Annotated in this window: 14 protein-coding genes; 7 read left to right on the forward strand and 7 right to left on the reverse strand. The window is 30.7% G+C overall.

Features of this window, described 5'->3' with window-relative positions; all coding sequences use genetic code 11:
* Position 1: 1 nt before the first annotated feature.
* From ACIJYC_RS01535 to ACIJYC_RS01550, 4 genes are read right to left on the reverse strand one after another with little or no spacing between them, the layout of a single operon-like run.
* Positions 2-640, reverse strand: coding sequence for a glycerophosphodiester phosphodiesterase family protein (locus ACIJYC_RS01535; protein ID WP_435167017.1), 639 nt, complete (start codon positions 638-640; stop codon positions 2-4).
* A 1-nt stretch (position 641) separates the two neighbouring features.
* A complete protein-coding gene (locus ACIJYC_RS01540; RefSeq protein ID WP_435167020.1) occupies positions 642-1,019 on the reverse strand; it encodes a VOC family protein in 378 nt (125 codons plus the stop codon).
* Between the two features lie 3 nt (positions 1,020-1,022).
* Positions 1,023-2,453 carry an aldehyde dehydrogenase family protein gene (locus tag ACIJYC_RS01545; RefSeq protein ID WP_435167023.1) on the reverse strand — a complete coding sequence of 477 codons (1,431 nt, stop codon included), beginning with the start codon at positions 2,451-2,453 and terminating at the stop codon, positions 1,023-1,025.
* 23 nt (positions 2,454-2,476) lie between these two features.
* Positions 2,477-3,418 carry an NAD(P)-dependent oxidoreductase gene (locus tag ACIJYC_RS01550; protein ID WP_435088710.1) on the reverse strand — a complete coding sequence of 314 codons (942 nt, stop codon included), beginning with the start codon at positions 3,416-3,418 and terminating at the stop codon, positions 2,477-2,479.
* A gap of 60 nt (positions 3,419-3,478) precedes the next feature.
* Between ACIJYC_RS01550 and ACIJYC_RS01555 the strand changes: the two genes are divergently transcribed.
* From ACIJYC_RS01555 to ACIJYC_RS01585, 7 genes are all read left to right on the forward strand, one after another.
* Positions 3,479-4,222, forward strand: a complete 744-nt coding sequence (locus tag ACIJYC_RS01555) for a maleate cis-trans isomerase family protein (RefSeq protein WP_435167026.1) — start codon at positions 3,479-3,481, stop codon at positions 4,220-4,222.
* Positions 4,223-4,226: 4 nt separating this feature from the next.
* The gene (locus ACIJYC_RS01560; RefSeq protein ID WP_435167029.1) at positions 4,227-5,393 is read left to right on the forward strand and encodes a M24 family metallopeptidase; all 1,167 of its coding nucleotides are present in this window, start codon (positions 4,227-4,229) and stop codon (positions 5,391-5,393) included.
* 39 nt (positions 5,394-5,432) lie between these two features.
* A complete protein-coding gene (locus ACIJYC_RS01565) occupies positions 5,433-6,518 on the forward strand; it encodes an ABC transporter ATP-binding protein (protein ID WP_435167032.1) in 1,086 nt (361 codons plus the stop codon).
* 125 nt (positions 6,519-6,643) lie between these two features.
* On the forward strand, positions 6,644-7,765 hold the full coding sequence (locus ACIJYC_RS01570) for an extracellular solute-binding protein (RefSeq protein ID WP_435117194.1): 1,122 nt from the start codon (positions 6,644-6,646) through the stop codon (positions 7,763-7,765).
* 69 nt (positions 7,766-7,834) lie between these two features.
* On the forward strand, positions 7,835-9,082 hold the full coding sequence (locus tag ACIJYC_RS01575) for an ABC transporter permease (RefSeq protein WP_435167034.1): 1,248 nt from the start codon (positions 7,835-7,837) through the stop codon (positions 9,080-9,082).
* Between the two features lie 2 nt (positions 9,083-9,084).
* Complete coding sequence (locus ACIJYC_RS01580) at positions 9,085-9,939, forward strand: ABC transporter permease (RefSeq protein ID WP_435167037.1); 855 nt, start codon at positions 9,085-9,087, stop codon at positions 9,937-9,939.
* A gap of 53 nt (positions 9,940-9,992) precedes the next feature.
* The gene (locus ACIJYC_RS01585; RefSeq protein WP_435167040.1) at positions 9,993-12,215 is read left to right on the forward strand and encodes a 3-hydroxyacyl-CoA dehydrogenase NAD-binding domain-containing protein; all 2,223 of its coding nucleotides are present in this window, start codon (positions 9,993-9,995) and stop codon (positions 12,213-12,215) included.
* Here ACIJYC_RS01585 and ACIJYC_RS01590 read toward each other — a convergent pair whose 3' ends face one another.
* From ACIJYC_RS01590 to ACIJYC_RS01600, 3 genes are read right to left on the reverse strand one after another with little or no spacing between them, the layout of a single operon-like run.
* Positions 12,216-12,683 carry a thioesterase family protein gene (locus ACIJYC_RS01590; RefSeq protein WP_435167043.1) on the reverse strand — a complete coding sequence of 156 codons (468 nt, stop codon included), beginning with the start codon at positions 12,681-12,683 and terminating at the stop codon, positions 12,216-12,218.
* A 54-nt stretch (positions 12,684-12,737) separates the two neighbouring features.
* The gene (locus tag ACIJYC_RS01595; RefSeq protein ID WP_435167045.1) at positions 12,738-13,382 is read right to left on the reverse strand and encodes a peptidylprolyl isomerase; all 645 of its coding nucleotides are present in this window, start codon (positions 13,380-13,382) and stop codon (positions 12,738-12,740) included.
* Positions 13,383-13,904 (reverse strand): putative zinc-binding metallopeptidase, encoded by a 522-nt coding sequence (locus ACIJYC_RS01600; RefSeq protein ID WP_435167048.1) that lies wholly within the window; start codon positions 13,902-13,904, stop codon positions 13,383-13,385.
* Positions 13,905-14,124: the final 220 nt, after the last annotated feature.

Here is a 14,124-nt window from a genome sequence, read left to right on the forward strand (position 1 = left end):
TTTATAGATTTTCAAATATTAAATTATTATTTTTCTTAAATTTATTAAATTCAGATTTTGTTTTTATTGTGTAATAATATTTTTCAATTTTTAATTTTTGAATTTTTTCATTCTTTAGATATGATTTGTCTAAAATTAAACAATTAATTTTTGGGTTTTTGGATTTTTCTATTATTTTTTTTACACTTGTGGGTGGACAAAAAGAAAGACCAACTTTAGTATTTTTCTTAATACTTAATAAGTTAAAAATATTTTCATGTTTAAAAGAGATAAATACACATTTCGTATATTTTGATGTTTCTTTTAAAAGTCTTTTTATAAGTGATTTTGATAAAAGTGGTTTAATTTCAATAAAAAGAGCATGTTTGTTTGAGGCCTTAAGTAGATTTTTTAACAGAGGAATTGGTTTACTAAGTTTTGCGCTGATTTCATTAATCTTTGAATAATTTAAATTTTTAATACTTAAATTTTTTTTAAAGATTCTTTTTAATGTAAAGTCATGAAAACATATAAATTCATTATCTTTTGTTGCATGTATATCTGTTTCTATCCCAAAACCTTTTTTAAATGACTGCTTAAATGAGCTTAGAAGATTTTCTTTAAATCGTTTGTTTACTATTCCCCTATGTATTAGATGCATCTTAATTATTTATTTTATAAAATGCACAAATTTTATTTCCATCAAGATCTCTAAAATAGCAATAATAATCACCTGATCTTATTCCAGGAGCTCCCTCATCTTTTCCACCTAGTTTTATTCCAGTGTTATAAAAATTATTCACTAAATCTTTTGAGCTAACTAAAAAAGATATTTGAGTTCCATTTCCAAAAGTTGCTTTATCTTTATTTGCTGGATTAGTGACATAGAATTCAATTTCATCAGGCTTTTCTATTGAAGCAAAGCCAGCATATTTTTCATTTGTTACAACTCTTTGTAATTCAATTGTATCAAGTAGAGTGTCATAAAATTTAGTTGCTTTATCAAGATTGTTAGTGCCAACCATTACAAAGCCAATCATAAATTACTTCCAGCCAGTGACTGTTTTAACTTCAAGATATTCTTCAAGTCCCCACACTCCACCTTCACGACCATTTCCAGATTGCCTATACCCTCCAAATGGAGTTCCGGCATCAGCTGCATTGCCATTTATATATACACATCCTGATCTTAATTTTTGTGCAACTCGGTGAGCTTTTATCTTATCTTCAGTTTGTAAATAATTTCCTAAACCATAAGATGTATCATTAACAATATTAATAGCTTCTTCTTCTGTATCAAATGGAATAATTGATAGTACTGGACCAAAGATCTCCTCTTTAGCTATTCTCATTTCATTTGTGACATCTGTGAATATTGTTGGTTTAATAAAATAACCTTTATTTAACCCATTAGGTAATTCAGGTCCACCAGCTGCTAATGTAGCGCCCTCTGAAATTCCACTTTCAATTAAACTAATAATTTTATCATATTGAGTTTTTGAAATTACAGGACCAATATGATCTCCTTTTTTTGAAGCTTGATCAACATAAATTTTATTTGCTTCATCTACAGCATCTTTAACCGCTCTTTCATAAATTGATTTTTCAACTAACATTCTTGTTGGTGCATCACATGATTGACCAGAGTTACTCATAACATTTCGAATACCATCTCTTACTGCATTTTTATAACTATCTGCAAAAACAATATTTCCACCCTTGCCACCAAGCTCAAGACATACTCTTTTAATTGTGTCTGCTGCATTTTTTGAAATTAATCTGCCAGCTCTTGTAGAACCTGTAAACGAAACCATATCAATATCAGGATGACTAGATAACTGTGACCCAACTCCAACTCCATCTCCATTAACTAAATTAAACACACCTTTTGGAAAGCCTACTTCGTCTATCATTTCAGCAAATAACATCCCTGAAACAGGTGCAATTTCAGACGGTTTTAAAATCATTGTACAGCCTGTAGCAAACGCTGGTATCACTTTAAGCGCTATTTGATTTATTGGCCAATTCCATGGAGTAATTAATCCACAAATTCCAATAGGTTCATAATAAATATGGTTATTTGATTTTTCATCAAAGTGTTTATCAAATTTAAAATCTTTTAATCTTAAAATAAAATCTTCTAAGTGAGCTTGACCCGATGCAGTTTGGACATCTGTTGACCAATCCATCGGTGCTCCCATCTCTAAAGAAATAGCTTTTGCCATTTCCCCAAATCTTTTTTTATAGATTGAAAGTAATTTTTCTAAATATTCTATTCGTTCTTCCTTAGTAGTTTCTTTCCAACTTTTAAAAGCAGTTTTTGCTGCTTTAACAGCTATATCAGTATCTTCTTTTGAGCCTAAAGAAATAATTGCAAACGGATCTTCATTACAAGGATTGATAACCTCACAATCATTTTTTTTATATGGGTTTACCCATTCTCCATCGATGTAGAATTTTTTTTTATCTAACATTTGATCTTAACTTAACATAATTATTATATTTCATATCCTTTTTCTTCAGGCTCATTATCAGTAAGTTCCTCTGGAAATCCATTAGCTCTAAAATCTATGTTATTAAGATCTTCCATTCTTTTAACAATCATTGAAGACCAAGCTCTTGAACCATATTTTTTTTGACCATCTTTAAAAATTTCAACAACTTTTGGAGAAATTTCTAGAGAAGTACCTAACTTTTTTGCAAGATCATCAAATAAACCTGTATCCTTTAAAACTAAATCCATAGTAAAATTTATATTATAAGAACCATTTAGTATAACTTGACTCTCTGTTTCATGAACAAAAGAATTTCCTGATGACACTGCAATCCCTTTATAAGCTTTAGCAAGATCTAAATTTGATTTTTTAGCAACTGTCCAAGCTTCACCCAAAGCAACTAAATGAACAGATGCAAGGTAATTTGTAATAACTTTTAAAACTGTTGCGCTACCTAATTCACCAGTGTGCAAAACTTTTCTACCCATTACAGCTAATGCAGGTAAAATTTTATCAAATGCATTTCTTTCACCACCAACAAATATTGCAATATTCCCTGTGGCAGCTCTATGACATCCTCCACTTACTGGTCCATCTAAAGGAATAGCTTTTTTTTCAATTATTTTTTTGCCAATTCTTTTAATTTCAGCTTCATCTGTCGTACTCATTTCCAACCAAATTTTATTTTCTGACAATCCACTGATCACTCCATCGTCTGCCTCCATGACCTCAGCACAAATTTCAGGAGAAGGTAAGCATGTGATAATTAAATCAACTTGTTCAGCAAGTTCTTTTGCAGAGTTTGCAACTTTTGCACCTGAGTTTTGGAATGATTGAGTAAGAATTTTATCTAAATCCCTAACTGTCAAATCAAAGTTATTTCTTAACAAACTCCCTGCTAATTTCCCCCCAACATTACCTAAACCAATAAAACCAACCTTCATTAATTTCTCCTTAATTTTGATGAATATTTAGGAGTCGATGTTATATTTGTTTTAAAAATTATGCACTCTGTAAAAATTGAACCAAAATATGCGGAACTTTCAAACCCAAGAGTAGGATTAATTGCGTTAGCCACAGATTTTAGAATAGAAAAAGACTTTATTAGCGTCATTAAAGATCAAAATATAGATTTTTTTGTTAACAGAATTCATTGTTATTTTCCGTTAACAAGTGAAAATTTAATTAAAATGTCTGGCACTGTTACAGAAATATCAAAAGATATTTTACCAAATGAAAAACTAGACTGTGTTGTTTATGGATGTACTTCGGGAACTATTGCAGCAGGTTATGAGAATATTAAAAAGAAAATTAATTTAGCAAAACCTGAGGCTGAAGTTACCACACCAAGTACGGCAGCAATTAATGCTTTAAAAAAAATGAATGTTAAAAAAATTGCAATCTTTACTCCGTATTCAAAAGTTTTAAACGATCAAGTGATTGAATATTTTAAAGGTGAAAATTTTGAGATTTCTTCAAATGCTTATTTTGATATTCTAAATGACTTGGATATAGGTAAAGTTGATGAAGATTACCTATATGAAACTTTATCAAAAATGGATTTAGGTGACGCAGATGCTCTCTTTATTTCTTGTACCGCTTTACCAGCACTTTCCATTATCGATAAACTTGAGAAAAAATTAAACAAAGTTGTTCTTTCAAGTAATCAAGTATTAATTTGGGATACCTTACAATCAATTGGAAAAAAAAATTCAATTGAAGGTTTTGGAAAATTATTTAAGAATTAGAAATATGGATTTTACAAAAGAAGAATATCAACGAAGATTAAAAAAAGTTCAAAAGATGATGCAAGAAAAAGGCATCGAGCTATTGATTTCACATGATACAAATAATTTAAATTATTTAACTGGTTATGATGCTTGGTCCTTTTATTATGCTCAATGCGCAATTGTTCACGTTAATGCTGAGGAGCCATTATGCTTTGTAAGAGCACAAGACTCTGGTGGAGCTTATATTAAAACATATTTAAAAGATGAAAATATTATTGTTTACGATGAAAATTATATTCATACATGGCCAAAACATCCTTACGATTATCTAGTAGAAATAATAAAAGATAGAAAGTGGGATAAGCTTTCTGTTGGTGTTGAAATGGATGCTCATTATTACACGGCTTTTTGTCATGAAAAAATTAAGCAAGGCCTTCCAAATGCTAAAGTTGTAGATAGCGATAGACTTGTTAACTGGGCAAGATTAGTAAAATCAGATGCTGAAATTGGATACATGAAATCTGCAGCTTTAATTTCTCAAAAGGCAATGAAAACTGCAATAGATGTAATAAACCCAGGAGTAAGACAGTGCGATGCAGTAGGTGAAATTCAAAAATCATTATTCTATGGAACAGAGGAGTTTGGTGGAGAGTATTCTAGTATTGCAACTTTACTTCCTACTGGAAAAGGAACTTCAGCTTCACATTTAACCGCTACACAAGATAAGTTTGTGGAAGGAGAAGCTACTATTATCGAATTATCTGGAGTTTATAAAAGATATCATGCCCCTATGGCTAGGACAGTATTACTAGGTAAACCTGATCAGCTAAAAATCGATACAATGAAGAAAACTATTGAGGCGTTAGAAACAGGAATTAGTGCAGTAAAACCTGGAAATAATGCAGATGATGTTGCTCAAGCTTTTTGGAAAGTATTAGACAAATACGGTATCGATAAAAAATCAAGAACTGGTTATTCAATTGGAATTGGGTATCCACCTGACTGGGGAGAACACACACTTAATATATATAAAGGGGATATGACAGTATTAGAGCCTAATGTTTGTTTTCATATGATTGCAGTAATGCAATTTGGTGACTGGGGAGTTGAAGCATCTGAGGCCATTAGAGTCACAGAAACAGGAAGTGAATTATTTTGTAATATGAGTAAAGAATTACATATTAAATAAATTACTTGATTATCAATCTAACAAATGTTTTAAAGTAGTATGGCTAATGATCATTTTGTAAGATTTGAAAATGTAGATAAAAGTTATGATGGTAAGCAACTAGTCGTAAAGGGTTTAGATTTAGACATTGCTGAAGGAGAGTTTGTAACAATGCTAGGACCCTCTGGTTCTGGTAAAACAACTTGTTTGATGATGTTGGCTGGATTTGAAACTCCAACTAACGGACAAATTTATTTAGATAATAAAGTTATTTCAGATATTCCTCCACACAAAAGAGGAATTGGAATGGTATTTCAGAATTACGCTTTGTTTCCCCATATGACTGTTTATGAAAATTTAGCATTTCCATTAAGAGTTAGAAAAATTCCAAAAGATGAAGCTGACAAAAAAGTTGATAAAGCATTATCAATGGTATCTCTTCAAGGTTTTGAATCTAGAATGCCCATGCAATTATCAGGCGGACAACAACAAAGGGTTGCTGTTGCAAGATCATTAGTATTTGATCCACAATTGGTTTTAATGGATGAACCTTTAGGAGCTCTGGACAAAAATTTAAGAGAGAGCATGCAATATGAAATTAAACATATCCATGAAAGTATTGGTGTAACAGTTGTGTATGTTACGCATGATCAAACTGAAGCTTTGACGATGTCTAATAGAATTGCGGTTTTTAATGACGGAAAAGTTCAACAACTCTCGAGCCCTGATGAATTATATGAAAGACCTGTTAATTCTTTTGTTGCAGAGTTTATTGGAGAGAACAATACTTTTGCAGGTGAAGTATCAGATGTATCTGGAGATAAATGTAAAGTAAAATTAAATTCAGGAACTGAAATTTTAGCAAATCCTATTGTTGCAAAGGCAAAAGGAGACAAAACTACAATATCTCTTAGACCTGAAAGAGCATTGATTGATCCAGAAACTAAAATGGATAACAATCACAAAGGTAAGATCGAAGAAGTAATATATCACGGTGATCATACAAGATTAAGAGTAGATCTATTAGGGAATGATCAATTTATTTTAAAAGTTCCGAATAGCTCAAACAGAATGGATATTAAAGCAGGTAAAGAAATTAATATCGGTTGGAATAGTGTTGATTGTAGAGCTTTAGATCCGAAATAATCTCTAAAAATTATTCACAATAAAAGTAAGACAAATTAGCCTTAATCAGCTGTTGACTAAGCTATTCTATATTGTTTTAGTAACACTTTATAAAATAAAAACGTTAACGTTAAATAGGAGAATACATGAAAAAAATAAGTAAATTATTACTTGCTCTTTCTTTTGTACTTTCTGTAACAACTTCAGCATTTGCAGTAACTGTAGTGTCTTGGGGTGGAGCTTACACAGAGTCACAAAAATTGGGTTACGGTGATCCTACAGCAGCGAAACTTGGAATACCTGTAAACTGGGTAGACTACACTGGTGGATTATCAGAAATTAAAGCTCAAAAAGAAGCTGGAAAAATAACTTGGGACATTATCGATGTGTACGCAAAAGATACTATCGTTGGATGTGACGAAGGTATTTTCCATGAATTCGATTTTGACAAAGACTTTGCACCTGCTCCAGATGGAACACCTGCAAGTCAAGACTTCTTTACAAGCATGCCTTCAAAATGTGCAGTTGGAAACATTCTGTACTCTTGGAACTATGCTTACAATGATGCAACAATTGGTGACAAAAAACCAAGCACATTGAAAGATTTTTTTAACACTAAAAAGTTCCCTGGTAAGAGAGCTCTTTACAAAGGTGCAATGTCTAATTTAGAAATTGCTATCACTGCAGACGGTGTAAACCCTGGTAAAGGTTCTGACTTAACTTACAGAAAACTTGATGCTGATGGTGGAATTGATAGAGCTATGAACAAACTTAAAGCTTTATGTGAAGATCCAAATGGCGGATGTGTATTCTGGAATGCTGGAGCTCAACCACCAGAACTACTAGCTAATGGTGAAGTAGTAATGGCTACTGGTTGGAATGGTAGATTCTTTAACGCACAAATGGAAGGAACTCCACTTGTACAAGTATGGGATGGACAAATTCTTGACTATGAATACTTTGCATTAGTTAAAGACGGTCCAGGTTATGCTGACGGTTCAGCTATGAAAGTACTTAGAGAAATGACTAGCTCAGAAGGTTTAGCTGGAAGTGCTAAGTACATTGCATACGCGCCTTGGAGAAAATCTTCAATCGCAGTTATGGAAGCTGGAGAGCCTTGGTTTAAAGATGGTAAGACTAACATGGTACCACATATGCCAACAGCACCTGCTAACACAAAAAGATACATCCTTATGAACCCTGAGTTTTGGGCAGATAACCAAGACGAAATTGGTGAAAAATGGGAAGCTATGAAAGCTGGTCTATAATTTAGTTTTATAGATTAGTATTTTATACTATATTGAAAGGGCAGTTATTTATAACTGCCCTTTTTTATTATGAGCAAAGAACAAATATTATCATCTGACGGATTACCTTTAGAGGTTAGCTTAAAAAAAGCTGAACGAAAAAATAAACTTAAAGCTGTTGCACTCGTTGCTCCATTATTTTTATTTATTTTAATAATTTATATATTTCCAATTGGAGACATGTTGTTTAGAAGTGTTGATGATCGAATGATCACTAAAATGCTTCCTAAGACATTTGCTGCGATGGAAAAATGGGATGGCAAAGATTTACCAGACGAGCCAGTTTACAAAGGCATTTACGAGGATTTATCTTATTTAAAAAAGAATAAAACTTACGGAAAAATTATAGCAAGATTAAATTATGAAAAAGGTGGTTTTAGTAGTTTAATAAAAAAAACAGTTAGAAAAATTAATAAATTCGAAGAGGGCAATTATAAAGAGCAGTTTATCAAGGTTCATAAAAGGTGGGGTCAAAGTGAATATTTAGTAGCTTTGAAAAATACAGCTCCAAATTGGTCTTATGCAAAATATTTAAAAGGTGTAGATAGAAAATTTGATCAAGATAGAAATATAATTCAAGTTCCAGAAGATAGAAGAATACACAAAACGTTATGGCTAAGAACGTTAAATGTAGCTTTTTGGGTTACCATATTCTGCTTTATTCTTGCTTATCCAATCTCACATTTATTAGCAACACTACCTATGAAATATAGTAATTTACTAATGATTTGTGTCTTACTTCCTTTTTGGACCTCATTGTTAGTTAGAACTTCTAGTTGGATGGTTTTACTTCAGCAACAGGGACCCATAAATGATTTAATTGTTTGGATTGGTTTAGCCGCCGATGATAACAGGCCAGAATTAATGTATAATGTAATAGGGACTTTTGTTGCAATGACCCAAATATTATTACCTTTTATGGTTTTACCTCTTTATAGTGTTATGAAAACTATATCACCTAGCTTGATGAGAGCTGGAAAATCATTAGGTGGAACACCACTGGTATCTTTTGTTAAAATTTATTTTCCATTAACCATTCCTGGAATTGGTGCTGGATGTCTATTGGTATTTATTTTAGCTATAGGATATTACATTACTCCTGCATTAGTAGGTGGGGCCAGTGGATCATTAATTAGTAATACAATTGCTTATCATATGAAGAGTTCATTAGACTGGGCGTTTGCATCTGCTCTTGGAACTATGTTGTTAGTTGGAGTACTAACTATTTATTGGATTTATAATAAACTTGTTGGAATAGATAATATTAAATTAGGATAATTATGGCATTACCAAGTCACACACCTTTAAACTATAAAATATGGCATTACACATACCTGTTCTTTTGTGGTTTAGTTTTTTTCTTTTTAATAGCACCTTTGTTTGTAATCTTACCTCTTTCATTTAATGCTGAACAATACATTCACTTTTCTGCAAAAATGTTAGCACTGGATCCTGAAGGGTTTTCTTTAAGATGGTATGAAGATATGATTTATGGAACTAAGAACCCATGGGGACTTGCCACTAAAAATAGTTTAATCATTGCTTTCTTTGCAACAATAGGATCAACCATTCTTGGAACGGTTGCTGCATTAGGCTTAAGTAGTAGATACATGCCATATAAAGCTGCTTTCATGGCTTTACTAATTTCACCCATGATTGTGCCATTAATTATTTCAGGTACAGCAATATTTTTCTTCATGGCAAAAGTTGGCTTAGCTGCAACTCATACAGGAATTGTATTATCACATATAATCTTAGGAACTCCATTTGTAGTAATCACGGTTACTGCAACATTGACTGGTTTTGATCATAGTGTAACACGTGCTGCTGCAAGCTTAGGAAGTAATCCAGTAAACACATTTATGAAAATTACATTACCATTAATTATGCCGGGGGTTATTTCAGGAGCCTTGTTTGCTTTTGTAACTTCATTTGATGAAGTCGTAGTTGTACTATTCTTAGCTGGATTAGAGAACACTACTATTCCAATTCAAATGTGGGTAGGATTAAGAGAACAACTAAGTCCAACTATTATGGCAGTTGCGACATGTTTGATTATTATGTCTACTTTAATCTTAGTTAGTGCAGAGCTTTTAAGAAGAAGATCTGAGAGACTAAGAGGAATTAATAGATAATTAATTTACTTAATTATATTTTTTCAATATAAATTTCTTCTCAAAATTAAATTATGGATATTAAAAAAGTTGTAGTAATAGGATCAGGAACCATGGGGAGTGGGATTGCAGCTCATTTGTGTAATGCAAAAGTACCAGTTACATTGTTGGATCTTACAACGGAAATATCTGAAAAAGCGAGAGATAGAATATTCAAGTCAAAACCACCGTTACTTTTAGATAAATCACAAATTGAGAATATTAAAGTAGGTAATATTAATGATAATTTTGATGTGGTCAAAGAAGCTGATTGGGTCGTTGAAGCGGTAGTTGAGAGAATTGATATCAAGCATAATATTTACGAAAAAATTTTCAAAAATAGAAAAGAGGGAGCGATTGTTTCATCGAACACATCATCCATTCCTATTAAAGTTTTATCTGAAAAATTAACCACAGAAGAAAAGAAAGATTTTTGTATCACTCACTTTTTTAATCCTGTGAGATATATGGGATTATTAGAAATTGTTAAAAATGAAAATAATGATTTAGCTAAAATAAACTCATTAAAGAAGTTTTGTGAAGTGGAGCTTGGAAAAGGAGCAATTGTTTGTAACGATACTCCAGGATTTCTAGGAAATAGAATAGGTGTTTTTGCCATGCAAGTTGCAATGACTGAAGCTTTTAAAATGAAACTTAGCATCGAGGAGGCCGACGCAATATTTGGAAGACCAATGGGAATACCTAAAACAGGAGTTTTTGGGCTTTATGATTTAATTGGAATTGATTTAATGGCCGATGTTCTTAAAAGTTTCATTAAAGAATTATCAGAAAATGATCCTTTCCAAGAAGTTGCCAAAGAAATCCCTTTAGTTAAAAAATTAATTGAGACAGGTTACACTGGTCGAAAAGGTAAAGGTGGTTTTTACCGAATGAATAAAACTGGTGCAACCAAGGTTATGGAAGCAATTAATCTTGAAACCGGTGAGTATTCTGCAAGTCAAAAAATTAATGTGGGTTCGGATAAAGTAGATTTAAAATCTTTAATTTCAAGAGAGGATAAATTTGGTGAGTATGCTTGGTCTGTTATTTCTAAAATTATAAAATATTCTTCTTCATTAGTTCCAGGAATTACTAAAGATTTTAATGACATAGATGAAGCGATGAGACTAGGTTTTAACTGGACTAAAGGTCCATTTGAAATGTTAGAAGAAATTGGTGTTGAGGATTTTTTTAATAAAATCGAAGAATTTGAAGGAAATGAGTTTTTAGAAAATTTATCTAAAACTAAAAACCAAGATTTTTATGGCTCTAGACAAAAATATACTGAAATTGAAACTTTAGGAAAAGTTAAAAAGAAAGCAATCAGTATTGATGGAAATAATTCAGCTCAAGTTTATCGTTTCAACGATTATAATATTGTTGAATTTACCACCAAAGCTAACGCACTCGATTATGATTCAATGGATGTGCTTAAAAAAGCAACTGATAAGCCTTTAATTATTATCAATGAGAGTATGCAATTTTCTGCTGGAGTAAATTTAACTTACACAATGGATTTTGCAGATAAAGGTGATTTTAAATCTATTGAAAAATTTATTAAATATTTTCAAGAAACATGCAAACATCTAAAATATTCAGATCATCCAGTAATTTCAGCACCATCAGGTTTAACTCTTGGTGGTGGATTTGAAGTAATGGTTCAAAGTAATTTTGTAGCCTCACATACAAACATTGTTGTTGGTTTAGTTGAAACTATTGTTGGATTAATTCCAGCAGGAGGGGGATGTAAAGAAATGTTAGCTAGATGGCTTGATACCAATGAGGCTAAAAATGATCCTAATTACGCACCTCTTAAAGTATTTGATATTATTGGCTATGGTAAAACTGCAACCTCACCAATTGAAGCGGAACCAATGAAATATTTAAAACCTGAAGACAAAAAAATTATGAATAGAAATAGTTTGCTTGAGGTTTCAAAAGAAATTTTGAATAATAATAAAGACTTTAAAGCTCCATTAGAGACAAAATTTAATCTTCCAGGAAAAACAGTTCTTCCTGAAATGAATAAGATTTTAGATAAATTATATAATGACAAAGTAATTTTAGATCATGGTTTAAAAGTAGCACAAGAACTAGCCCATGTATTAAGTGGTGGGGATACAACAATTGATAAAACTTTAACTGAAGACGACTTATATAAATTGGAATTAGATGCTTTTATGAGACTAATTGAGACTAAGGAAACTCAAGATAGAATTAAACATACACTTGCAACTAGTAAACCTTTAGTAAATTAATTATTTTTTTAATTTACCAGTAATCACTAAATTATTACTTTCAAATTGATCTTTATTGGTTGCTATAAATTTATCCATAATATCTATTTTTTCTTGCTCAAACTCAGTAACTTTCCGTTTCTTAAGATTGATATATAAAGATAACATTTCAAGTGTAGCAGATAATTTTTTTGAAGATTTTTCAATCATTTCCATTTTAAAGTGCAATCTTTTTTTATCATGATCAAAAAAAGTTAGATTAATTTCAACTTCATCTCCTAATTTAACTTCACTATTATATGTTGTGTGAGTTTCAACAACCATGGTGCTCATGTTAGTTGATCTAGCTGAGCTTTCTCCCATTTTAAATTTTTTTAAAATAATTTCCCAAATATCATCAAAAACCAAAACATAGTAAGCCATGTTCATGTGGTTATTATAATCTATCCACTCTTTTTTTATTGTTTGGTCTGATATATGAACTGACATTTTAAAACTATAACATAAACTTATTATTAAATTAATAATAAGTAGATAATTATTTTATTTAAACATTCTCACAGTATTAATAAAATCTGGTCTTAATATGTATTCTGATCGATGAGAGTATTTAATTTTTTCTAATATCTTAATTCCATAGATTACTTTTCCTATAGGAGTGTATTCACCTTCAAATAACGGTTCATCATCAAGAATTATAAAAAATTGACTATCCTCTGTATTATATTTTAGTGATCTTGCTAGACCAACACTGCCTTTATCAAAATTAAATTCAGCATCTATTTCTGATTTAATGGTACCCAGTCCAGATTTACCTGTCCCTATTTTTCCATAATCTATTTGATCTTTTTTACCAAACTGAATATCTCCAGCTTGAACCAGTTTATCTTTGATCACTCTATGAAAAGCTACATTGTCATATGATTTTAAATTAATTAATTTTTTAAATCTTTCAACACTGTTTGGAGATATTTCAGGATAAAGTTCAATGATAACATTTCCACACTCAGCATTAAGCACAACAATATTTTCTGGTTTTGAATAATTAATTTTTTGTGGATCAAAATTTTTTACAAATAAACACTTGTTTTTTATAACAACAGTAAAACCTAAAGCAAAAATTCCAAGTAGTATTAAAAAAATAAAAATTAATTTTTCATGTAATGAAGCTTTAACTTTTTTAATCATTTAAAATACAAAAGTATTATCAATTTCTTTTAATTTATCTCTAATAAATTGAATTTTTTTATTCAAAATTTTATCATCTGAAATTTTAAAATTCCCAGTTATTAAATGAGAATATACTTCAGCCATGTCTTCAGATGGAATTGTCATTGAATATTCAGTGAAAAAACCATTAGTATTTTTATAGGTATCAAGTCCTAATCTTTTTGAGCAAGTAGAACACTCTGCATATTCAAAATTTGGCTCATTAAATTTTTTCCATTCATCCTCATTAAATAAGTCTTTAAAACCATCATTTATAATATGAAATAATTCATGGTGGATTACTCTTTCAAAATATTTTTCATTAAATTTTAAATCAATAATTAATGTTTTCATCACATGATCTGGAATTCCAGCTGTATTTATTCCTGAAATAGATAGATTTTCACACATGACAATATATTTAAGATTAATCTTTCTTAAAAATTCTTTTGAATATATTTTCAAATTGTTAGATATTATCTGGTATTTTTCATTATACATCTTCTTATCCGAATTGCTGCAGGCTATATTTTTTTGGATACCAAGTCTAAAGGGCTTGGTTGCATAAAAATATTTAAGTTTATTAGGAGTTTTTAATTTATAGATTTCTAAATTTGGGATTTTGATCAGATTGTAAATGGAATTTGAATTTGCTGAGGTTATTAAAAAAAATGATATTAAAACTAGCTTAAAAATCCTCATATACATAATTTAGATGATA

This window comes from Candidatus Pelagibacter bacterium nBUS_28 (assembly GCF_051200915.1).
GTDB lineage: Bacteria > Pseudomonadota > Alphaproteobacteria > Pelagibacterales > Pelagibacteraceae > Pelagibacter.